Source organism: Bdellovibrio sp. HCB185ZH, assembly GCF_047302455.1.
In the GTDB taxonomy this organism is placed as follows: Bacteria; Bdellovibrionota; Bdellovibrionia; order Bdellovibrionales; family Bdellovibrionaceae; genus Bdellovibrio.
Genome location: NZ_CP178624.1, coordinates 3,179,760 through 3,202,895, shown reverse-complemented (window position 1 = coordinate 3,202,895; position 23,136 = coordinate 3,179,760). Strand labels below are relative to the sequence as shown.

Annotated in this window: 22 protein-coding genes; 10 read left to right on the top strand and 12 right to left on the bottom strand. The window is 45.8% G+C overall.

Annotated features, from left to right (window positions below; genetic code table 11):
* Positions 1-425: 425 nt before the first annotated feature.
* From eno to ACLSU7_RS15610, 6 genes are all read right to left on the bottom strand, one after another.
* Positions 426-1,694, bottom strand: coding sequence for a phosphopyruvate hydratase (gene eno, locus ACLSU7_RS15635; RefSeq protein ID WP_413292840.1), 1,269 nt, complete (start codon positions 1,692-1,694; stop codon positions 426-428).
* Entirely contained in the window at positions 1,687-2,748 is a 1,062-nt protein-coding gene (locus ACLSU7_RS15630; RefSeq protein ID WP_413292839.1) for a hypothetical protein, read from the bottom strand. The genes eno and ACLSU7_RS15630 overlap by 8 nt, the downstream gene beginning before the upstream one ends.
* Positions 2,749-2,926: 178 nt before the next feature.
* A complete protein-coding gene (locus tag ACLSU7_RS15625) occupies positions 2,927-4,033 on the bottom strand; it encodes a CpaF family protein (protein WP_142701345.1) in 1,107 nt (368 codons plus the stop codon).
* An 18-nt stretch (positions 4,034-4,051) separates the two neighbouring features.
* Complete coding sequence (locus ACLSU7_RS15620; protein ID WP_413292838.1) at positions 4,052-4,570, bottom strand: hypothetical protein; 519 nt, start codon at positions 4,568-4,570, stop codon at positions 4,052-4,054.
* Positions 4,530-4,808 carry a cytochrome gene (locus tag ACLSU7_RS15615; protein ID WP_142701346.1) on the bottom strand — a complete coding sequence of 93 codons (279 nt, stop codon included), beginning with the start codon at positions 4,806-4,808 and terminating at the stop codon, positions 4,530-4,532. Before ACLSU7_RS15615 ends, ACLSU7_RS15620 begins: the two co-directional genes overlap by 41 nt.
* 235 nt (positions 4,809-5,043) lie before the next feature.
* On the bottom strand, positions 5,044-5,661 hold the full coding sequence (locus tag ACLSU7_RS15610) for a hypothetical protein (protein ID WP_413292837.1): 618 nt from the start codon (positions 5,659-5,661) through the stop codon (positions 5,044-5,046).
* 136 nt (positions 5,662-5,797) lie between these two features.
* On the opposite strand from ACLSU7_RS15610, the gene ACLSU7_RS15605 reads away from it, so the two are divergent.
* Entirely contained in the window at positions 5,798-6,622 is an 825-nt protein-coding gene (locus ACLSU7_RS15605; RefSeq protein ID WP_413292836.1) for a DsbA family protein, read from the top strand.
* Positions 6,623-6,745: 123 nt separating this feature from the next.
* Positions 6,746-7,132 (top strand): HEPN domain-containing protein, encoded by a 387-nt coding sequence (locus tag ACLSU7_RS15600; RefSeq protein ID WP_413292835.1) that lies wholly within the window; start codon positions 6,746-6,748, stop codon positions 7,130-7,132.
* A 32-nt stretch (positions 7,133-7,164) separates the two neighbouring features.
* Here the strand turns inward: ACLSU7_RS15600 and ACLSU7_RS15595 are convergent, their stop codons facing one another.
* The 3 genes from ACLSU7_RS15595 to ACLSU7_RS15585 form a co-directional block, all read right to left on the bottom strand.
* Positions 7,165-9,438 carry a hypothetical protein gene (locus tag ACLSU7_RS15595; protein ID WP_413292834.1) on the bottom strand — a complete coding sequence of 758 codons (2,274 nt, stop codon included), beginning with the start codon at positions 9,436-9,438 and terminating at the stop codon, positions 7,165-7,167.
* A 142-nt stretch (positions 9,439-9,580) separates the two neighbouring features.
* A complete protein-coding gene (locus ACLSU7_RS15590; protein ID WP_413292833.1) occupies positions 9,581-10,372 on the bottom strand; it encodes a murein L,D-transpeptidase catalytic domain family protein in 792 nt (263 codons plus the stop codon).
* A gap of 120 nt (positions 10,373-10,492) precedes the next feature.
* Positions 10,493-11,818 (bottom strand): hypothetical protein, encoded by a 1,326-nt coding sequence (locus tag ACLSU7_RS15585; protein WP_413292832.1) that lies wholly within the window; start codon positions 11,816-11,818, stop codon positions 10,493-10,495.
* Positions 11,819-11,994: 176 nt separating this feature from the next.
* Between ACLSU7_RS15585 and ACLSU7_RS15580 the strand changes: the two genes are divergently transcribed.
* Positions 11,995-12,378 (top strand): hypothetical protein, encoded by a 384-nt coding sequence (locus tag ACLSU7_RS15580; RefSeq protein WP_413292831.1) that lies wholly within the window; start codon positions 11,995-11,997, stop codon positions 12,376-12,378.
* A 49-nt stretch (positions 12,379-12,427) separates the two neighbouring features.
* On the opposite strand, the gene sfsA is transcribed toward ACLSU7_RS15580, so the two are convergent.
* Entirely contained in the window at positions 12,428-13,159 is a 732-nt protein-coding gene (gene sfsA, locus ACLSU7_RS15575) for a DNA/RNA nuclease SfsA (RefSeq protein WP_413292830.1), read from the bottom strand.
* Between the two features lie 182 nt (positions 13,160-13,341).
* Here sfsA and ACLSU7_RS15570 point away from each other — a divergent pair, with 182 nt between their 5' ends.
* Both ACLSU7_RS15570 and lpdA read left to right on the top strand, forming a co-directional pair.
* Complete coding sequence (locus ACLSU7_RS15570; protein ID WP_413292829.1) at positions 13,342-14,964, top strand: 2-oxo acid dehydrogenase subunit E2; 1,623 nt, start codon at positions 13,342-13,344, stop codon at positions 14,962-14,964.
* A 2-nt stretch (positions 14,965-14,966) separates the two neighbouring features.
* Positions 14,967-16,391 carry a dihydrolipoyl dehydrogenase gene (gene lpdA / locus ACLSU7_RS15565; protein WP_413292828.1) on the top strand — a complete coding sequence of 475 codons (1,425 nt, stop codon included), beginning with the start codon at positions 14,967-14,969 and terminating at the stop codon, positions 16,389-16,391.
* Positions 16,392-16,458: 67 nt separating this feature from the next.
* Here lpdA and ACLSU7_RS15560 read toward each other — a convergent pair whose 3' ends face one another.
* Complete coding sequence (locus ACLSU7_RS15560) at positions 16,459-17,523, bottom strand: hypothetical protein (RefSeq protein ID WP_413292827.1); 1,065 nt, start codon at positions 17,521-17,523, stop codon at positions 16,459-16,461.
* A gap of 55 nt (positions 17,524-17,578) precedes the next feature.
* Positions 17,579-18,859, bottom strand: a complete 1,281-nt coding sequence (locus tag ACLSU7_RS15555; protein WP_413292826.1) for an acetyl-CoA C-acetyltransferase — start codon at positions 18,857-18,859, stop codon at positions 17,579-17,581.
* A gap of 93 nt (positions 18,860-18,952) precedes the next feature.
* Between ACLSU7_RS15555 and ACLSU7_RS15550 the strand changes: the two genes are divergently transcribed.
* From ACLSU7_RS15550 to ACLSU7_RS15530, 5 genes are all read left to right on the top strand, one after another.
* Positions 18,953-19,510, top strand: a complete 558-nt coding sequence (locus ACLSU7_RS15550; RefSeq protein ID WP_413292825.1) for a TetR/AcrR family transcriptional regulator — start codon at positions 18,953-18,955, stop codon at positions 19,508-19,510.
* A gap of 115 nt (positions 19,511-19,625) precedes the next feature.
* Positions 19,626-20,189, top strand: a complete 564-nt coding sequence (locus ACLSU7_RS15545) for a hypothetical protein (protein WP_413292824.1) — start codon at positions 19,626-19,628, stop codon at positions 20,187-20,189.
* 355 nt (positions 20,190-20,544) lie between these two features.
* Positions 20,545-21,723 (top strand): clostripain-related cysteine peptidase, encoded by a 1,179-nt coding sequence (locus ACLSU7_RS15540; protein WP_413292823.1) that lies wholly within the window; start codon positions 20,545-20,547, stop codon positions 21,721-21,723.
* A gap of 107 nt (positions 21,724-21,830) precedes the next feature.
* Positions 21,831-22,412, top strand: a complete 582-nt coding sequence (locus ACLSU7_RS15535; protein ID WP_413292822.1) for a hypothetical protein — start codon at positions 21,831-21,833, stop codon at positions 22,410-22,412.
* A 67-nt stretch (positions 22,413-22,479) separates the two neighbouring features.
* The gene (locus ACLSU7_RS15530; protein WP_413292821.1) at positions 22,480-23,076 is read left to right on the top strand and encodes a hypothetical protein; all 597 of its coding nucleotides are present in this window, start codon (positions 22,480-22,482) and stop codon (positions 23,074-23,076) included.
* Positions 23,077-23,136 lie beyond the last annotated feature (60 nt).

The window sequence follows — 23,136 nt, the reverse complement described above, 5'->3', positions numbered from 1 at the left end:
TTCGAACGCTTCTGATCTTTGCCTGATCTGCCTGCTGGGTACGTGCTTCTTGGGCACGCCATCCATGGCTCACCGTCGCCCGCTTCGCGGGTTCGCGCATCGTGCGCCGACGGAGGCCCGGCGAATCACATACCCATCAGTCAGCTCAGTCAAAGCTCAGAGTGTTCGGAGTGATTGATGGACTTCCCTTCGGTCATCGCTGGCTTCGTTCGGAGAGAAAATAAAAAAGCCACCCTTCGAGGGTGGCTTTTTTAGCGGCGCGCGGAGCGCCAGCAAGAATTGTTTTTACCCTGAACCAAGCACGCTTCAAAAGTGGTCAGTCACAAGGCGGACTGATCGAATGAGCGCGCAGGCGTACTGCAGGTACGTCGGAGCGATCAGGCGATCGGTCCAACGCAGGGAATGGCCGCTTTTCAAGCGTGCGCTTAGCGGAAGGCTGCTTTGTCCCAGTATACGCCCATACCACCTAGATCTTCTTCGATTCTTAGGAGTTGGTTGTATTTGGCGATGCGTTCAGAACGACATAGGCTGCCGGTTTTGATTTGGTGACAGTTCAAAGCCACTGCTAGGTCGGCGATGAATGTGTCTTCTGTTTCGCCTGAGCGGTGAGACATGACTGTTTTGTATTTGTTACGTTGAGCTAGGTTAACGGCTTCGAATGTTTCTGTTAGAGTTCCGATTTGGTTTACTTTAACTAGCAAAGCGTTCGCAGCTTTTTTCTCTAGGCCCATACGCAAGCGTTTTGGGTTTGTTACGAACAAGTCGTCGCCTACCAATTGCATTGTGTTGCCCATTGCTGACGTGATGTTTACCCATGAATCCCAATCGTCTTCAGAGAAACCGTCCTCGATTGTGATCAATGGATATTTTTCCGCCCACCCTTGGTAAACTTTTAGAAGTTCTGCTGGAGTGATCAAGTTGCCGTCGAATTGGTATTTGCCGTCTTTGTACATTTCTGTTGCAGCAACGTCCAAGCCCAAGAATACGTTTTGGCCTGGGTCGTAACCCGCATCAACGATCGCGTTCATGATCAAATCCAAAGCTTCTTGGTTGCCAGACAATTTGGGAGCGAAGCCGCCTTCGTCACCTACTGCCGTCGTCAAACCTTTTTTGCCCAAGATTTTTTTCAACGCATGGAAGATCTCGGCACCTGCGCGAAGAGATTCAGCGTAGGAGTTGTTCACAGTTGGAACGATCATGAACTCTTGAATATCAAGACCGTTGTTCGCGTGTGCACCACCGTTCAATACGTTCATCAACGGAACCGGCAAGCGGCAAGCTTGAGAACCACCAATGTAACGGTACAAAGGAAGATTTACGTCAGCGGCAGCGGCTTTCGCAGCAGCCAAAGACACACCCAGGATCGCATTCGCACCCAAGTTTGTTTTGTTTTCAGTTCCATCGATTTCGCGAAGAACTTTGTCCAAGTATACTTGTTCCGTTACTTGCAGACCTAAGATTTCAGGAGCGATTTTTTCGCGGATGTTATCCACCGCTTTGAATACGCCTTTACCACCGTAACGATTTTTATCACCATCACGAAGCTCACAAGCTTCATGGGCACCTGTAGAGGCACCTGATGGAACCGCTGCGCGACCGATATTGCCTTCAGCTGTTGTTACTTCAACTTCTACTGTGGGGTTACCACGGCTATCAAGAATTTCACGAGCTACGACACTGATGATTTCAGACATGATGAGTACCTTCCTTCTCGGATTGCTTAGAGTTTATTTTTTTAACAAGTTCCATGCTTTTGAAAACAGTGCGTGGGTATTCGGTTTTAACGAATTCCCAGTCGACACGTCTCATAGCTTCTTTCACGGCAGGATTTGTTTTGCCTTGAGAAGCCAGCATAGTGATCAATTGCTGAGCGCGCACCATGTAGTCATGCATGCGTGCCAGGTTTTGATTCAAGGAATACGCAGGAGATTCCACATCAAAGTTCAAATGCGCCAATGAACCTTCGTGAGGAATCAATGAAGCTTTGCCTTCGATTGTATCGGCCGCCTCAATTTGTGCTGCCTGCTGCTGTCTTTGTTTTTCAAATGTGCGAATTTTATCTTCAAGATCGCCCACGTATTTTTGCAAATCCTCGCGCTCACGCTGAGTGCGTTGCAAATCGTTGAGCAAGCTTTGGAACAAATCAGGACTGACCTGATGGCCTACGTTTTCATTTTCACTGAAGATCGTTTGCTGTTGAGTCGCCCAACTTAATTTCAAAGTGATGCCGGACCACTCGCAACGTGCCAGAGGTTGCCCGACGTAAACGGGCAAGGACTCGAACGCGGCCTTTAGGTATGTCGTCACCAATGGATATTGTTCTGCAGGAAGTGGCAAATCGAAAGAAATGCTCACTTCGTCTTTGCGAAGATTATCGATCGGTGGTTTTGGAGAAATGAAATACGACAAAAACTGTTCAGGCTGATTAAAGATTTCCTGTGGACGAGGCATCATGCGCAACACGCTGTCGAGTACTCCCCACGCACGCAGTTCTGGTCCGTTGTGACCCGCACGAGTCAAAACATCGCCATCTTTTTTGAGCGGAAGTCGCAAACACATTTCCAGGAATTGCTCCATGTCAGGAGCGCTGATCCAGTAGGAAGAATCTCGCAACAACTCAACCGATAGATGAGTTTGTTCATAGAGGGGCGTAAGGTCTTCACCTTGCTCCTCAAGAACCGTCAAAACTGAGTTGGAGATCTTACAACTAAAGTGCACGCAAAAGTGATAGCCCAAATGCGAAGCCATTGAAATAACTATATTATGCTTAAACCAGATGACGCAGATAGGTTAGAAAATCAACCAATCCTCTGCATTTTAGGGGCTCGCCATTATTTCACACGGCTAACCACGACTCGATGAGTTAGGCGTGGCGAGAAACAGGTCACCTTTATGCGCCGCTCCCGTAAAGAGGACCTGGCACCTTTTAGGCGGCTTTGTTGAATTTGGCTTTTGGGAATGGAAGTTTGTTATCGATGATTTCTTCCATAAATGTAGGAACATTTCCAGTCGCTTCCAACTTACCTTCAAGAGTTCCATCTGGACGACGCACCAAGCGTCCCAACTCAAATATTGGAACCACATCATAAGAACCATCAGGCAAGAAGCCACGCACTTCACTGATCGCACCGATACGACGTGAACCATCTCCATAACGGGAAATTTGCACGATCAAATCAATTGCCGATGCCACTTGTTGACGAAGAGCACGCTCGCTGATTTTACCATCCCCGCCTTGCGCTAAAGCTTCCAGACGCACAATCGCATCTTCAGGCGAGTTCGCATGCACGGTGCCCATACAACCTTTGTGACCTGTATTCATCGCATTCAAAAGTTCAAGAGCTTCGCCGGAACGAACCTCCCCCACGATGATGCGATCGGGACGCAAACGCAGAGCACTCTTCACCAGATCTTTGATCGTCACTTCGCCTTTGCCTTGAGCATCAGCCATGCGAGTTTCAAACATCACCAAGTGTTCATAATCGACTTGCAACTCTGAGGAGTCTTCGATGATCAACACACGCTGACCTTTGGGAATACGCGAACACAATAGCGACAACAATGTCGTCTTACCGGAACCGGTACCACCACTCACGATAATGTTTTTTCCCAAGAACATGGCGATATCTAAAAAGCGCGCGCCGTCCTCGGAGATTGTGCCCATTTTGATGTAGTCATTGAAAGTAATTTTAGTGCTCGTAAATTTACGAATGGAAAGAGTCGTGCCTTTACGTGACATTGGTGGAATCACCGCTGCGATACGCGAACCATCCGGCAAACGTGCATCGAGACGAGGATTTTCGTCATTGATACGGCGACCGACGGACTGTGCGATGGAGTTCACTGCGGCACGCAGGTCATCCTCGGAAGGAAACTTTTCAGAGACCTTCTCGAGCTTACCTTTGCGTTCGACGAAAATTTCACTGGGACCATTTACAAGAATTTCGGAGACACCCGGGTCATCAAGATACTTAACAACAGGACCGAGGTTCTGCTGAATAGTCTGCTTGAAAACGTTCGACTGATCCGACATGGGTGCACCGATCGTAAATTAGTTAGAAGCGGGTTTTCTGCCACCTGGTGCAGAATTCGCGTCTGAATAAATAATAAATTTACCTTGGACTGCTGTTTCCGGGCATTGGTAAGAGAAGATACCGTCTGTTTTCGGCATCACATTGAAAGTCTTCTCTTCACCAAACACCGTGTTGTGGTGTTCAGAAAAAGCATCCAAAACAAAGCTGACGTTTTTCTCTTTACCGTTCACGTTCACCACGTGAATACGATAGTTGTTACCTTTTTTAAGGCGCACAGTTTCCGGTACGAAACCTTTTTCTGTGTTCATGATGACGATATCCTGAGTCGGCTCAACCGAGTCGAACACGTTGCTCAAAATACTTACAGATTGATCTTCTTTGATGCTGGCAGGCAAGCGATCTTCATTCGTCACTTTGTTGAAATCAACCTGACGACGAGAAAAATCAACTTCCCAGGCATTAGCCACGCTGGTGATAAGCAGAGCTGTTACAAGACTAGTGCAAATCTTTACGGTCTTGGAATTCACAAAACTCACGAGCGACCTCCATAGCGATATAACTTACGGATCTTTGATCCATCATGTGTAGCTTTTGGATAAGTAGATCTTTGTCTCCACGGCAGCCGTTGATGCTTTGGAAAGCTTCACTTAAAAGTGCTGGGTTTGCCATCATCTCTTTTGTGACTTCTTGCCAATCCAATTTAAGCACAGGATCAATCGCGCCGACGCTGTAAAGTGCATCGAACATGACTTGTAAATCGCCTTGAAGAAACATCGAATCCTCCATCTGCTGCACTCTGATTTTTTAAATCAAAGTGGAGAGCGTCCTGCTCCCCGTTACCTATTGTTTCTATCGGTAGGAGTTCATTAGAACTTGAGTCAATTTGAGGCGATTTTCAGAGAGTTGAGGAGGTCTTTGTTTTGACGCTAGTCTCTGGTCAGAAAGTACCAGAGACCAGTCGGGTCGAGGGAAAATTTTGCCGGATTTACAGTTGATCCGGCGAACTTTTTTACTTCTTTTTCTTCTTTTCGTCTTTAGAGGCAGCTGGTTTCTCTACCGGATTCTGCTCCAGCACACGCTTGGCCAAATCCGATGGCGAATCCCCTACTTTCATGCCACGAAGGCTACGCTCATTTTTTGCCTCTCGGGTCATTTCAATTTTTGCGTCGCGGATTTTTTCCAATAGTTTGCGTTCAAAGCCGTTGGATTTTGCGTAAGGTTTAGATTCAGCAACGAAGTTTTCTAAAAAGACAGCATACGTATTTTGAATAACAGGTTTGACACCTTTAGGATGCTTAAGTGCATCAACCGCTTCATCAACCAGGATCGTCAACGCGTTTTCCCATTGATCCAATTCATCCAGTTTCGTGCGCAAAGGACCGACGACTTTATCAATCATATCATCAGTACCATCTGGGCGTGAAAACACGGCTTGAAGAGCTTCTTTCAAAGGCACGTATTTTTCATCATGCAGCTGCTCTGATTCCTGGATCTTCTCATTCACGAGCTCGTTCATCTGATCGAGATCTTTAGTCGCCAGGGTTGCGTAGTTTGCGATAAGACCGGCTTGTGCGTGAAGGCAAAAAGCGGTCACGAATGTTGCTAAAATAAAATTTGGTTTTTTCATAGTTTCCAGTCTAAACACACAGAAACTTCACGCAAGTCCAATCACTTCATGCAGCATGGCAAGAATGGGGTACAGGACTTAGGTTCGGGTTTTTTTCCTTCCCTCGTGGAAAATACATGGCACAATGGGAGGGCTTTTGAGTTTTAACAAATTAAATTCCTTTATGGAGGCGACATTGAAAGCATTTAAATTAGCAGCAGTTTCAGCGTTGGCACTTTCCCTTGTGAACTGTGCTCCATCCGCAAAACAACTTAAAGAAGTAGTAGAAAAAGATCCAAGCATCGTTTTCGCAGCTATCGAAAAAGACCCTGAGCAATTCATCGAAGTGGTGAACAAAGCAGCTCAAGGTGCACAAAAGAAAGCTCAAGAAAAAGCAATGGCTGAAGAAGGCAAAAAGCGTGACGAAGAGTTCGCAAATCCTTTGAAACCAGCTATCGACGACAGCCGTGTATTCTTCGGTCCTAAAGACGCGAAAATCACGATCGTTGAATACTCTGATTTCGAGTGCCCATACTGCTCTAAAGGTCACGCAACAGTTGATGAAGTTATGAAAGCGTACCCTAAAGATGTTCGCGTAATCTATAAGCACTTGCCTTTGGATTTCCATCCTATGGCGATGCCTGCAGCACGCTACTTCGAAGCAATCGCAATGCAAGACCACGCGAAAGCTGAAAAGTTCTACAACATCGTGTTCGAAAACCAAGGCGAACTTCGCACTAAAAAAGAAGCATTCTTAAAAGATGCTGCGAAAAAAGCTGGTGCGGACATGAAACGTGTTGAAAAAGATCTTAAAGACGAAAAAATCACTAAAATCATCGAAGCTGACATGGAAGAAGCTAAAAAATTCAACTTCTCCGGTACTCCAGGCTTCTTGATCAACGGCGTGTCCCTTCGTGGTGCGTATCCGTTCTCTGAGTTCAAAGACATTATCGACCGTCACTTGAAAACTGCGGCTAAATAATCTGTCTCTTTGAGAGAGAAAATAAAGACCCACAATTCGCAAGGATTGTGGGTTTTTTTATTCCCTAAACCCATCTTTCCCGGTTAAAGTTTTATTAATTCATTTCACACCCAAGGGGACTCCATGAGCGTTTCAACAGCGAAGTCTATGATTCTAAAAGCACAAGACAACATCGATATCGCACAAAAAAGCATGGGTGACGAAAGCCAACACGACATCGTCGGCTATAACCTGGCGCAAGCTTGTGAATTGTACCTAAAAGCGATGATGTCTTTGCGTGAACTTGAATTCCCTGAAGGCGATGACAGCCATGACCTGGATTTCTTGATGACGACTTTGGAAGAAGAAGGTTTTTCTGAGATTTCTTCTCACGCTGACGTGATTGAACTCACTCAATATAACAACCCAAGCGCTCACGTCCGCAAAGACGAACGCTTGGATCTGGATGAGTACCTGGGTCACGTTAATGACCTGAAGAAACTCGTCGGCGAGCAATTGAAATTGTATTAAAAATGAAAGGGCGTCGTTCGACGCCCTTTAAATTAGCGCCTAATCGGCGCCGTTTTCATCGGCATAGGCCTTTCATTTTTCTCACTGACATAAGGCAAGCGCACGAGCTTGCCTAAGAATGGCACCTTAGGATCGACCCCAGAGCTTTCCATTTTTTCTCTAACCTTCCACGGAACGGCAGCAAAGTCCGAAACTTCATTCGATCGTAAAAAGAATGCCTGTGCACTGTACTTTTGCTTCAGATTTTTAAAGTCAATTATGACACAGATGCCGTACAAACCACCGCCTGCGTAGTCTGACCACTCTCCCGCAATCAATTCATCGCAAGTCCTGATTTGGATAGATTTTCCGCTCTTAAAATCTTTCAAAAACTCCAAAGCGGGACGACATTCATCCATCCCCTCACCCGCCTGGGCGAAACATTCCTTCTCCGCAAATGCGAAGAATTTGTCTCGGAAAGAGGCATCACGTAAAGATCCGTTCGTCAGTACTGACTTAATGGAGTCCGCGTGTTTAGCATACGAAGAAGTCGTCACCGTCTCACCCGGTCTGTTAAGAACTTCGACCGACACGGGATTGCTAAGTCCCTCTTCTGAGAATTTCACGTCTGACGGCTGGGTGATTTTTTGATAAACATCCGTATAGGTGTCGCACTCTAAGCCATAGTCTAATTTTTTATCGTCGACAGACAAACTCAACTGAACGAGTTTACGAACCTTATGATTAATTTTTTTATAAGCATCAAAACTCATCACTCGATACATTTCTTGTTCAGAATAAGTACCCTGTTTGATACGGTACAAAACTGTGGGAAGATCGACATATAACTCTGTGTGCTTAGCCACAGAAAAAGCTCCCAAACTATCTTTTGGTTTCGCTTGTAAATGTTGTTCCATTTTATCAAGCTCCGCTTTCCATTTTGGAAAGCCCGTAGGAAAGACTCCCGCCTTAAGCGCCATATCTATTTCAGCATTCAAAGCTGCGACCGCACCCAGCATTTCGTCACCCGAGACGCCACTAAATCCAACGGCCTTGGAAAGACGGTCTTCAATCTCGTAATTCATCTGCAACGCCAATTCAGCAGCCGATTTCAATTCATCTTTACCAAGTGCGACTTCGTCTGCAACAGGATTTAAAATCGCCAACTTCACGGTTCGATTTTTCGTCGGAATATTCAACGTATAAATTTCCCGAGGCATGTTTTCCAAACCGTGGTGGGTTGCATCCGTTTTACCCGTAACCGAATTCTGAATAAAATCCATTGGCAAAGTTACGAGCGGATTTTCCACTATGAATTGGTCTGTAATTAAGCCCATGATATCAGTCGGACCGGGCGTAAAAGATGCAGTAACACTTTGGAACGGTGGTAAAGAATAATTGGATGATTTCAACGAGGGAATGATAATTCGCTGAACGCCTTTATCATCTTTGTACTGATAGAGCTTAATAAATGAACCGCGCTCACCCGCCGAACCTACGCAAGATTTGAATCCTTTAGGTGAATCTGGCAGTGCATCGGCTAACTTAGGATCTTTCGCAGGAACCCAGCCTGGAAACAAAGGGGGCATCCCTTCCACAGATAATAATTGTCCGACTTTATAGCGAGCATAATCAGAGTTGGTGAATCCTGCCTCACGAGCTTTTTTGAAAAAGTATTCGTGGGCTAGCAAGGCCGCTTTATTAAACTGATCAAGTTTTACCCACAGAGTTTTATCAACATACAAAGTTCCGTCTTCGACCACACCTGCGGATTCGTCCCAATAGGCGATTTGCACGATGGTGCAGCCTTTAGGCAATGCCAAGGGTGAGTTCGCATCTTTGCTGGGATAAAGCGAGGCTTGATCTGGAACAAATGAAATCTTTTGAGCAAAGTCCGTCCAATATTTTGCGTACCCAATATCGGTATCGCGAAGTGCGGGTCCATAATAACGCTTCAAAGCCGAAAGAATAAATCCCACTGTCGATTCATCAACGCTTTCAGTACCTGCTGGTCCAAGTCCACTTGAAACCATGGTACGGCGATAGTTGTATTGAGCTTCATAGACGTCACGAACGATCAGCTTTCCGCGAAGATTAGTGTCCTTGGTTTCTGCTGAACAAAGGACTCCCTGTCCGCCGCCACCGTCGCCAGTGCCGCCCCCTCCCCAGCCATCTGGGTCTGAGGTGCGGGTATTGCCGCTGGCTTGAGAAGATGGAGGTGGGGCTTGATTTATCGTTGTGCTGCCGCCGGTACAAGCCGCCTGAATCAAAAGCATTGCTGCGATGAAAAGGCGCAAAATGTCGCCCGAGTGTTTAGGGACTAACACTAAATAAGAATTTATACGACTTGGGAAACTTTTTGTATCCATACCCGGAGTTAATACAAAGACTGTTCCAGCAAAATGAAAAAAGGCCGTCTCACTATGAGACAGCCTTCAATTGTAACCAGATATTTGATTAGTAACTTAATTAGTTCGTTGCAGAAGCGTAGATAATAGAGCCACCTTTAATAGTGTCGATCACCTTAGTTCTGATGCTCATCGATACCGCTGGGCAGCCCCAGCTACGGCCTTGAGTCACGTTGGCCTCAGACACATAGTCGGCGCCATGAACAACCACGGCTCTTGAACGAGCATTGCTGTTCGTTGAAGACAAACCGTCCAAGCGTAAAGAGTATCCGTGAGAGCCTGAATATGTTTCAGCTGTTTTATAGATACCTACCGAGCTCGCGTTAGATCCAGATGTGTTGCTGAAAGAGTTCGCGTAACCATCATGATCAGGGTCAGAACCTTTACCGTGAGCCACTCGAATACTCCAGACTTCGCCCGTTTTCATATTGATGATATGGAAACGTTGTTTTCCCGAGTATTTGCTAAAATCTAGCACAGACAAAACATCTGTATTTTTAATTTTAGACAAATTCTTATGGTAATACAAAAGAGCATTTTTCAGCATCGTTTGGTTGATTGTTTTACCGGTATCAACATACGCGTACTTTGCGATAATCTGTGCGTCCGTCAATGTGCCGCTAGAAGTACCACCTGAAGAAGAGCCTGAACCTGTGCCCGTGCTGGCACCGGTGTCTGGTGTTTCCACCTCTGCTGGCGGAATAGCTTGCGTGGAATCGCCCGCTGATTGTTCTGTATCTGGATCGTCAGCTAAAACTGTAGAAGAGCTTTCGAAACCGCCTTTTGCACAGGCTGCCATTAAGAAAGTGACGGATAGTAATGCCAGAACATTCTTTGTTTTTTTGAATGTCATATAAACCTCCGTGTTGGTTACACAGAGGTCTTCGGTGCGCTCATATTAGGACTTTAAAGATTTTTTTTGTGTCGCTATTTTCTACACGAGACTTTGGGGAAGTGTCAGAGTGATTTTCAGTTAATCACAAACTGAAGTACTGCTTTCAGGCGTGCATCCGAGTGCCTTTTGCATCTCGGGCTGCGCGAACAAAATTTTGTCAACACGTCGAGAAATCTTAGGGTGTGGAACTTTCGAGGGATCAGCGTAGTCATCTGCATGCAAGAGCTGCTCTTTATAATCAGCGAATTGAGAACAGTCATTTTTTAACGCCACTTCGATTCGATTGATGGCTGCAACCTTCACACTTTCACATTCAGAGGCCGCCGATGTGAGCTGCGCTTCAAATGCATACGTTTTCGCCGCCGCAGGATCTTTGATCTCCGCTATCTTCTGAGATAAAACTTTTGCTGAAACCCAGTCCGCAAAGCCCTCTTGCATATCAGCGTCACGCGAAAAATTTCGGCAATAGCGATATTTATCGAAATTCTGATCGACGATTTTTCGACGTTTCTCATATTCCGCTTTTACTTCCGGTGACAAGGGCCCCAAGGATTTAGCGTAATCTTTTTCTTCTTTGGTGATGGCGTCTTTGATTTGCTGTTTGGAATAATTCTTTGCTCCCATCGACTGGGGTTTGCTTAAACAGCTTAGAACTTCGTTAAACGGATTCTTTCCCACTGCCACAGAGTCACCCGCTATCTGCGCGTATACGTTGCAAGGATCCACGGCATGACCGATCTCATGCGATAAAACAGAGAATATCGAGGCGTCTGGCATTCCAAGCATTTGCGGGCAAATCACAACTGTATTGTTTGTCGAATCATAATTGGCTCCAGGATAAGCGCATTCTCTTTCAAGCTCGCGTTTATCAGTGAACAAAGGGGCCGCTATCTTGATCGCCTTAATGCGTTTGATTTCTTGATCGATCTCTTTGGAATTTTCGACATTTTTTCTGGACTCCAGCAGCTTTACGACCCGAGCTTGCGAATCCGCAAAAATTTTCTGCGTGCGCGCAAGTTCAGACTTATAAAGAGGATCCGATTTTTTAAGCTTTAATGGATTTGCAAAAACATCCGTTGTGTCCACTTCCGGCAACGGTTGATCCAAACACGCGCGCACCTGATCGACCAGACGAATAAAAAATGAATTGGGAACAGTTTTACCCTGGCTGTTTTTATAAAGATAAAAGTTCTGACTCTGGCTGCGAAGACTTTGGCAGAAGTCACCATACTTGCAGTTCTTTACTTGCGCAGCTTCGCAAGTAACTGCTGATTTTTCACTTTGCTTTAAATCTTGTTGGAGATTTTGAAGGTTCTTAAAAAGCGCCTGATAGTCAGGTTCTGTTTGAGCGAAACCCCATAAAGACGTGAAAAACGTAACTGCCAATAAAGCGATAAATTTCATATTTCTAGTTTAGCGAGATCCGCTGAAAGGGTCTCGAAGAATTCCTAAATAAAGGTCTTTGGTCGAATTCAAGACAACCACTCAGGTTTTGATAAATGGCCACTGGCACCGCAAATGCAGTTAGTTTACGTGACCGACGCTAATACCGGTCACTTTCATGGAGTTGGGGTTAGAAAATGGCATTAAAAAAACGTACAGAACCTTTGCGATACAAGGTTTCTTTGAAAGCAAAAGACAGAATAACGATTCCGGAAAAGCTGATTCCAGCAGATTTCGTGAGTGCCCTGAAAAGCTTTTTCAGTGACGAACTCATCGTTAGAAAAGCTGCCTACGTTTTAATCGAACGAAATCACGAATTTAGTTATCTGATTGCGGTGGATCTAAAAGTTTATCCCGACGAAGCCGAAGAACAGCTGCAAAATCTTAAGAAACGCGTGGGTCAATTTGTAAAAATTCAATATCAAGGCAAGTGGCCCTTGAATTTTGGAGTCTGGGCCGACGGCGTCTTTGATTTTGCCGTCAGCCAGAAACCAGAACTACTTTTATACTCTAAAAAATAACATTTCACGGCTCGCTTATGGAATTTAGTTCAAAAAGAGCCAGGGAATTTTAGAGGACAACCTCAAGTTTATTTTGAGATAAAACCGCTTCTGTCGGTGTCAGATCAATAATGTGCGGAGAGATCTTTAGACCTTTTGTTGATGCCTCACGCAACAGACGGCCATACTCTGGATCAATATCATCAGCCGGCGAGAAAGTAGCACAGTCATGACGTTGAACTGTGAACACCAGCTCAGCCGTGTGTCCTTGCTCCATCAATGCCATCAGCTCGCGCAAATGTTTTTGCCCACGTTCCGTCACAGCGTCTGGAAACTTCGCAACACCGTCTTCGCCCAAAGTTACGTTTTTCACTTCGATGAAGTGCATTTTATCAGTGTCTTTTTTCTTTAGTGCGAAATCCAATCGCGTCTCTGCAGAAATTTTGTATTCCGGCTTAGCTTCATGAAAAGAAGCCCAATGCGCAAAACCTGGAACTTCGTTTTCAGATTTACCGATGGAGTTTAGGACGGCCTCTTTAACAACTGTATTGGGAGTCGCCGTATTCACACCCACCCACGAACCCGTCGGGGACTTGATCATCTCCAGGGTGAATTTCAACTTACGCTCTGGATTGTCTGATTGTGAAAACAGACACAACTGACCTGGGTTATTGACGCTTTTCATACTTCCTGTGTTGGGAACGTGCGCCACAATGGTCTGCCCCTCGAACTCGATGTCGGCAAAGAAGCGTTTATAACGTTTTAGGAAGGTGCCTTCCTGGAGTTTACGAGAATATTTCATGGGACCCCCAAAGTGAGTTGTAAAATAACAACGCCAGAGCCGGAAATTCAACCCTCAAACCGCTATGTTGCAGAGGGAAAAACAATTCATTTATGCATGGCATTAATCGGTGCAAATGAGCCCCCATCGCAATAGAAGGGAGTGTTTGATTTTAAAGGCTAATATTGAAAGGAACTCCCTGTATGGCAACTGATGTAAAACTGCCTGAACTTGGCGAAGGCGTCACTGAAGGTGAATTGGTTAAATGGTTGGTTCAACCTGGTGATTCTGTAAAAGCAGATCAACCTATCGCTGAAGTATTGACTGACAAAGCAACTGTAGAGGTTCCATCTCCAGTAGCTGGTACTGTAAAAGATTTGAAATTTAAACCGGGCCAAGTTGTTAAAGTTGGTTCGACGATGATCGCTCTCGATGCTGGCGCAGCTAAAGCGGCGGCTCCTGCTCCGGCAGCAGCGGCAGCTCCAAAAGCAGCAGCTCCTCAAGCATCTACTCCAGCTCCTGCAGCTGGTGGTAAAGCACAAGACGTAAAACTTCCTGAACTTGGTGAAGGCGTTACTGAAGGCGAACTAGTAAAATGGTTGGTTAAATCTGGTGACTCTGTGAAAGCGGATCAAGCGATCGCTGAAGTTCTAACTGACAAAGCCACTGTTGAAGTTCCGACTCCAGTAGCAGGCGTTGTTGGCGAATTGAAATTCAAAGCCGGCGACGTTGTTAAAGTTGGATCTACAATGATTACTTTGACAGGCGCAGGTGGTGCGGCGGCAGCTCCGGCGGCTCCAGCTCCTCAAGCTTCTGCTCCGGTAGCAGCGGCCCCTGCGGCAAAAGCAGCTCCAGTAGCTACTTCTTCTGCAGCGACAGCAAACGGCATCTTCCCGCCTGTTGCTGATTCTAAAGTTCTTGCGACTCCGGCGACTCGCCGTCTTGCTCGCGAAACGGGTGTTGATATCAACGGTCTTTCTGGTTCTGGTCTTGCGGGTCGTGTAACTCGTGAAGACGTTTTGGCAGCGGGTGGCGGCGCAGTTGCGACGACTTCTTCTGCAAAAGCTCCAGCAGCTGGTGGCATGACTATTCCAAGACCTGCTTACCAAGGCCAAGCAGGTGCCGCTGAAGAGCGCGTAGCTCTTATCGGTATCCGCAAACGTATCGCTGAAAACATGCAGCGTTCAAAACAAATCATCCCTCACTTCACTATCATGGATGAAGCTAAGGTTGATGCTTTGGTTGCGCTTCGTGAGTCTTTGAAAGACTTCGCAGAGAAAAACGGAACTAAGATCACTTATCTTCCAATCGTAATGAAAGCTATGGTTGCGACGATCCGTGAATTCCCAATGTTCAACGCATCTATCGACGATGCTGCTGGTGAAATCGTTTACAAAAAATATTTCAACATCGGTTTCGCAGCTGACACTCCAACAGGTTTGGTTGTTCCAGTTATCAAAAACGCGGATCAAAAAACGATCTTGGAAATCTCTAAAGAGATCATCGACCTTTCTAAACGTGCCCGTGATGGCAAGTTGAAACCAGATGAAATGAAAGGCGCTTGCATCACTGTGACGAACATCGGTTCTATCGGTGGTACTTACGCCACTCCAGTGATCAACCACCCTGAAGTGGCGATCCTTGGTATGTACAAAATCGACGAAAAACCGGTTATCAAAGATGGCCAATTGAAAGCTATCAAAACGATGAACTACACAATGACTGCCGATCACCGTTTGATCGACGGCGCATTGGCTGCAAGATTCTTGGCTGCCTTCATCGGCCGCATCGAGAATCCAGGTAAACTAATGGTGGAGATGCTATAATCATGGCTCAATCTTTTGACGTAGTAGTAATTGGTGCGGGTCCCGGCGGTTATGTAGCAGCGATCCGCTCTGCTCAACTTGGTTTTAAAACAGCAGTTATCGAACGTGAATTCTTGGGTGGCGTGTGCTTGAACGTGGGTTGTATCCCATCTAAAGCGATGATCACTGCGACTCACCTTTTGCACAAAGCTCAACATAACTTCAAAGATATGGGCTTGATGATCAAAGGCGATATCAACGTTGATATGAAGCAACTTGTGAAGTGGAAACAATCCGTTTCTGACAAAATGTCGAGCGGTGTGGGTCAACTTCTTAAAGGTTACGGCGTAACTCACATCAAGGGCGACGCTGAATTCAAATCTTCTAAAGAAATCTCTGTTAAATCATCTGCAGGTACTGAGTCTATCACGGCTAAGTACTTCATCGTGGCAACAGGTTCTCGTCCAATTGAAATCCCAGGATTTAAATTCGACGAAAAAGACATCTGTTCTTCGACTGGCGCATTGGCATTCGACGAAATTCCAAAACGTGTCGCAGTTATCGGTGGCGGCTATATCGGTCTAGAGATCTCTTCTTACCTACGTAAATTGGGTACGGAAGTGACTGTGATTGAAGCTATGCCTTCATTGCTTGCGGGTGTTGTTGATCCAGATTGCGCAAACATCGTTGTACGTAAGCTTGATAAAGCCGGCGTAAAAATCATGTACGGTGCAAAAGCTAAATCTCAGAAAAAAGCTAAAGACGGCTACGAAGTTACTGTTGAGATCAACGGGAAAGACGAAGTTGTTAAATGCGATAAGATCCTAGTAACTGTTGGACGTCGTCCGAACGGTGACCAAGCTAATTTGAAAGCTGCGGGTATCGCGGTTGACGAGCGTGGCTTTGTTAAAGTGGATGCTCAACGCAGAACAAACGTTCAAAACATTTTCGCTATCGGTGATATCTGTGGTCAACCAATGTTGGCTCACAAAGCTTCACACGAAGGTGTGTTGGTTGCTGAAGTTATCTCTGGCGCAAACCGCGTTTATGACGCGAAAACAGTTCCAGCAGTTGTCTTCACAGATCCAGAAATCGCATCTGCAGGTATGACTGAAGCTGAAGCAAAAGCGAAAGGTCACACTGAGCTTAAGATCGGTAAATTCCCATTCGGTGCTAACGGCCGCGCTGTGAGCATGATGGAAACTGAAGGCTTCGTAAAAATGATCGCTGATGCGAAAACTCACGTGTTGTTGGGTGTTCACATTGTAGGTCCTGAAGCTTCTAACTTGATCTCTGAAGCAGTTCTTGCGATCGAAATGGGCGCACGCATTGAAGACTTGGCTCTTTCAATCCACCCTCACCCAACATTGGGCGAGACGATCATGGAATGTGCTGAGGCAACATTGGGTCACGCGATCCACATCATCCAAAAGCCACTTAAAAAATAGGTGCCAGGTCCTACTTCTGGGCCCAGCGCGCAAAAAAGGGAGTTCACTCGAACTCCCTTTTTTATTTTTACATATCCAGAGGATTGTCGGACTTTGGTTTCGCGGTTTTTTCTTTACCGAACAAGATGTCCAAGCTCAGATTGATCGTCGTTGTCGGGGTAAATCCATCGTCGTACTTCCACGCGCATAGTGGAGAAATCTCCACAAAGATCCAATTTAACTTTCTGAAACCCGTACGATAAGTAAAGCCCGCCGTATAGGCATCCGTGTACATCTCAAGCTTGATCGAGCGCATGTTGAATCTTAAATCAAAAGAGAAAAGGCTTTTATCCTGAAAGCTATAGATCCAGGAAGGCCCTTGCGTGGTACCAAAGACCGAGGGGTGACTCATGTACCAATTCGCTTCATTCACGAAACGTAAAAGGAAATAGCGACTGTAAGCATAGTCTGATGCCAACGAGACTTTACTGGCCCAGTACGTTTGCGAATCCCAACCGATCTCGTCGAGTAAGTGATGGACCACATTCCCCGTCAGATAATTTCGACTGGCGCGAAGCTTTCCGTAATAACCCACCGGCCACGTCCAACGAATCCCCGTCTCAGTGGCAAAGTCCCAGGGATTTTGCTCTTTAAATTCTTCAGGAGTGATGAAGTCCTCGTCAAACATGGGAGCAGGTGCTTCCCCAGGCTTACGGTTCCAGTAATCATTAAACGCGCGCTCTTTAGCTTTCAAATTCGGCAAACTAAGAATAAGGGATGTCGATAACGTGTTTTCGTGTTCGCCCGTTGTCGCATTATACAAAACTCCCGTCGTGAGCTTTAAGCTGCTCGCATAGTACTCATCCAAGGCACGGGAGTTACCGAACAATCCATCGACTTTGTTCGCAAGTAGGATCACTCGATCCGACACCACTTTGCGTGTGGATCCCATGATTCCGCTATTTTGATTATTCGTTTTACGTTTCTTGCGAGTTTTCTTAGAGGGAACAGAGGTCGTCGGTGGAACTTGATTTTGAGCCACTTGTGTACCAGGAACTTCAGAGACGGCATTTACGTCCGAAGTTATCGGCGCAGTTTGCGAATACGCTGGAGAAGACAAGAGTGATAAAACTAAGACGAGCCTAAGCGACAAATAAACCTCTGACACTGATCATATAAGATCAGTGTCAGTTGTCACTAATTCATGTTTATCTTTCAACGATTGCTGTTACACCCATGCCGCCAGCGGTACAGATGGAGATCAATCCGCGACCACTGCCTTTTTGGGAAAGCATTTTCGCAAGAGAAACCAGGATACGGCCACCTGTCGCTGCGAATGGATGTCCAAGAGCCAAGGATCCACCATTCACATTCAGTTTACTGCGATCGATGGAACCGAGTGCTTTTGTCAGACCCAATTTGGTACGGCAATACTCTTCAGATTCCCATGCTTTCAAAGTGCAAAGAACCTGACCCGCGAAAGCTTCATGAATTTCATAGAAGTCAAAATCCTGCAAAGTCAGTCCGTTACGCTCCAGCATGCGAGCGACAGCATATGTGGGCGCCATCAACAGACCTTCACCACCCACATAATCAACTGCCGCCACTTCGGCATCAGTCAGATACGCAAGCACAGGCAAATTATGTTTTTGAGCGAAGTCTTCACTGCCCAACAAAACTGCCGAAGCTCCATCTGTCAAAGCGGTACTGTTCCCAGCTGTGAGTGTTCCCGTGCCGCTTTTATCAAACGCGGGTTTTAGTTTCGCTAATTTCTCCAGAGTTGTATCGCCACGAACCAGGCTGTCTTTTTTCAACCCTTTGAATTCAAATACCAGGTCTTTAAAGAACCCTGCATCCCAGGCTTTCGCTGCATTCTGATGACTGGCTAAAGCAAGTTTATCCTGCTCCTCTTGAGAGATGTGCCATTCTTTCACCATAAGCTCTGTATGTTGGCCCATTGAAAGTCCGGTGCGCGGCTCAACCACCACGGGGAATTTTGGCTTGATATCATCGATCGAGATCTTGGCGAATTTACCCAAGCGACCCATCAATGTTTTTTCTTTTTGCGCATCCATCAACTTCCAAGTGAATTCGTGAGGCAAAACACCTTGAATATCACTGTTCGTATCCGTACCGCCGGCGATGCCTGATTCAATTTGACCAGCGGCGATTTTCAAACCGATATGCCAAGCTGTTTCCAATCCAGTACCGCACGCTCTTTGCACATCATAACCTGGAGTATGAGGATCAAGGCCCGAGCTCAAGACGCTTTCACGAGTCATGTTCCAATCGGCAGCATTTTTCATAACTGCACCCGTGGAAACATCACCCACACGAACGCCTCTGATGTTTGTTTTATTCACAAGGTCTTGCAATACAGCCGTCATCAATTCCTGATTAGATGTACGTACGTAACTTGTTTGAGACTTAGTAAACGGAGTTCTGGAACCTGCTAGAATCGCGATGGGACGCATTTGTTTCGTTTTCATACATAGTCCTTTATGAAGGCTTGATTTATCTACCTATCGGTAGGTAGAATATACCTAATCAAACACCGACGCAACCCCCAGAAGTAGGTAAAAATGGAAACAAAGGCCCAAGCCATTGAAATTGCCAAAAACCACCTCCAATTGAGGGGTTATAACGGCTTTAGCTTCCAAGACATCGCCGATGAGCTAGGTATCCGCAAGGCGAGCCTTCATTACTATTTCGCCTCAAAGGAAGACTTGGGACTTGCCCTGATCGCCGACTATACCCAGTCTTTTCAACATTGGTCCGAAATGCACGAAGATCGTGAACCTGTGGAAAAAATCAAAAAGTTCATCGACATGTACAATTCCTTTTCCCAAGACGGACTTAAAGTTTGCCCTGGCGGCGTGCTGTGCATCGACTACAACACCCTCCCGCCCAAACTTAAAAAGACAGTCTGCCAATTACAGGAACAAATCCAAGACTGGCTAACCAAGGTAGTAGCAGAAGGAATCAAATCCAAAGCTCTTAAAGCGACACTGAAACCCAAAGAAACAGCGACGCTGATTCACGCCACGACCCAAGGCGCCCTGCAAATCGCCAGAATGCAAAACAACCCCAAAGCGATGAAGGCCACTTCCTTGGCTCTAATTTCCCTAATAGAAAAATAACAGCCGCCTCCAGGAAACAAAAAAACAGCGGCTTCCAATCCAAGAATTGCCTTAGAAACATTACTTTGATGACTACTTACAAAGTTTTGATAAAATCTTACTTCTCGGAGGATGTATGGAATTTATCTATCATGGAGTTCCAGGTAGCTTAGAGGGTAAAATACTGTATCCTCTTTTTTCTCTTAAGGAGAAGTTTCCGTCGTTATTTGATGCTGAAATCAAGAAGTATGACGATCACCCGAAGAGAAAAGAATTACCTTTTAAGCAAATAAGCAAACTCAACTGCCCACGAGGCGAAGTCTTGCATTTTTCTCCGATTCATCCGTCACTTATTTTTCATGCTTTAAAGACTGTTTTTCCAGAAGGTAACCACTCAGTAAAGTTTTTTAAAATTCCGATAACTAGGGCACAAGGTCTCTCAATTGCATTATTCGATATGAATCGTGAAGGCTATGAGTTCGGTAAAGAAGACCCAGATCATGTTTTTGATTTAGTAAGCGTTGAGGGTTATTGCGAACTCAAAGTCGTTCCTCCCGAAGCCTATACATTTTTTAATGAATGGAAAGAACGTGGGGAGCGTGGCGCACCCGCTTGGGGGAAAATTCCACACATTTTTATTAGAGGCTCTATAGATGTTACTGGATGCGAGATTATAGATTGGCGAGATCCAGTGATTTAAACAAATTATTTAACAGCCAAATACTAAATCAAAAGGCACTGACTTATTAATCAGTGCCTTTTGATTTAGATACTTCCAGGACAAGCTTGCTAAGTTATTCAAGCTAATGGCGAGGGACTAGGTGTGCTCGTGATGCAGCGACCTCCGTAGGCGCACGATGCGCGAACCGGCGCAGCCGGCGACGGTGTGCCTGGAAGGCGTGTCGCGGAACTCACAAACACACCTAGTCCCTCGCCATTAGCGGCGCATACAACTTCTAGCCCAAGCGAACGTCCTGAACATATGTGAACAAGCGTGAGTGTGGTTCCAGTTTGGTGCTACCCTACAGTCCAGTCCCATTTTTCATGGAGGAAAAATGAACCACGTTTCGCGCGTTTTTGTCGTGCTTGCTATCATGCTGGCATCTACTTTCGCTTCTGCATCTCAACAAGTTAAAGAATGGAACATGTTGGTCTTCCTGAACGGAAACAACAATCTTGATTCATTCGGTCCGATGAATATCAATCAAATGGAACAAGTTGGTTCCAATGAAAACCTGAACATCCTGGTTCAGTGGGCATCAGCCAAAAAAAGCAGCGTTTCCCGTCTGTTAATTCAAAAAGACGACGAAACGAATAAAGTCACTTCACCAGTTGTACAAAACATGGGCGAAGTTGATATGGGTGACTGGAAAGAATTGGTCAAATTCGTAGAATGGGCAAATCAAAATTATCCAGCGAAAAAATACTTCGTGGTAGTTTGGGATCACGGCGGTGGCTGGCACTTGGCTTCAATCCCTGGCATGAAGCCGATGGATATTTCTTGGGATGATAACACAGGCAACAACATCACAACTGAGCAGCTTGGTCAGGCGATGGCAGAGTCGGCAAAGATTCTCGGCCATAAAGTAGACATTTATTCTTCTGATGCTTGCTTGATGGGTATGGTTGAAGTTGCTTCTGAAATGTCGGAGTCAGTTCAGTATTACTTGGGATCTCAAGATGTAGAGCCAGGCGCTGGTTGGCCCTATGCGACCTTCCTGACTAAATGGGCGCAAAACCCAATGATGAGTACTGCAGACCTTGTTAAAGTTCACGCCGCTGACTATTTGGCAGCATACAATGGCGGAGTTTACGGCAATCGCAAAGTGACTATGTCTGCTTACGATCTATCTCATATCGATTCTTATGAACAATCTTTGAAACAATTGAGCGCAGAGTTCGCAGCTCTGGACAACGCCTCTTTGGCTAAGGTGGCTCGCTCTGCTAAGAACGCAAAGCTTTTCACTTACTGGGATTACCGCGACGTGATTGATTTCATCGACCTTGCGACAAAAAACGGAATCACAACTCCAGCGATGCAATCAGTTCGCGATGCTCAAAATCAGTTCGTAATTGCTAACAGCCAAAACCAAGATGCAAAAACTTGGGGGGTTTCAATCTGGCTTCCGTCCAACAGCTCGGACTATTTCGGATACATCGAACGCTATCATGGCTTAAAATTCAACCAGAGAACAAACTGGGCAGATTTAGTCACAAAGATCCAAGGTAAATAAAAAATCAAGGGGCCACCAAGGCCCCTTTTCTTTTTTCACACACTCTTGCGAAGAAAAATAATTCCAGCTACTCGTCTCCTCCATCAACTTTTCATGAGGAGACTAAAATGAAAAAATCCGTTTTGATGGCACTCTTAACCACTCTTGCCTTCATTCCAAAATCTTTCGCCGATACCACTCTCAAAAATATCACCGATGGCACTTCCCGCGAACGCGCCATCTTGTCACAACTTGTGCGTGTTCCCGTCGAAGACATTGAAGCCTTGGAAATTCAGATGATCGGCACATTTCCGACGATGACCAGTCACCATGGGTTTGATGAGGTCGTGAATGCCTTCACCGACAATCTTGCCTATGATGTCGCTCACAAATTTCTAAACCATCCTGAATCAGATGCGCGACTAAATTCTCCGCGCGCGAATAGCCAACCATGGTGGGCTTCAGATCAAACTTCCAACCTGCCTCAACAGGTCAGCCTACTGAACGTCTTCCTGCAGGCAAACCAGATTAAATCCGACGTGAGCCTTTATAATATCTTAGAAAAATCGATGACCGTAGATCCTGGCTTTTGTGACGGAGAAACCCGCCGCCAACGCCCCCAACACTGCGAATATCAAAAGTCCCTGATCTTCCTCCCCCTCACCAATGGCGCCCGCCTTATCAGGGGATACCGCGTTTACTGGTACTAGTAGTCGATTATGTCTTTGTAATAAAAGTTCCAATGACAGGGATTTAAAGCCCTGTCATACCGTCCGCATGAGTTACAAAATCAAAGATCCGTCCCCACTTGTTGAGTCTGTTTTGGTATTAGATAGTTATCTTTCCGAGATCGTTCGCTTAGGTGATAAAATTCAGAACATGGATTTGAAATCCGACTTCGATTTCGAACAGGCACAAAAGCTTATGAATCGCTTCGCAGAATGTGGCCAGGGTGTTTCTGATCAAGTTATTCGATTGTCGCAAGAACTGACAACGGCTCGCGCGGCCGCGGAAAAAGCAGCCGAAGTCGTCGCAGAGCGAGCGACCTTGCTTGAAAACCGCCACAATCTGCAGCAACAAAAAATGCAAGACTTCCGCATCCTGGGCGAGAAAGTCGCAGCATTGACGGTCTCCTTAAACGATTTAAAACGCCCTGAAGGCACAACACTTTCCGCAGAGGAACGTGTGAATTTAGCCGCTCGCCTGAACGAATTCGACACTCAGCTTGAGCCCTTAATTCAAGAAGCCAAAGACTTAAGAACCAGCGCCCAAGAAGCGAAAATCAAAGTTTTGGAGCAAAGCACAGAATCCCTGGTGCAACGACTGACCTCCGTCAGAAAGCATCTTGAGACCTTCACCACAGCCTCTCACTAAGCACCTACTGAAAAGAGAAAACCCAGCTAATACTGGGTTTTCACAATCCTATTTAAAATC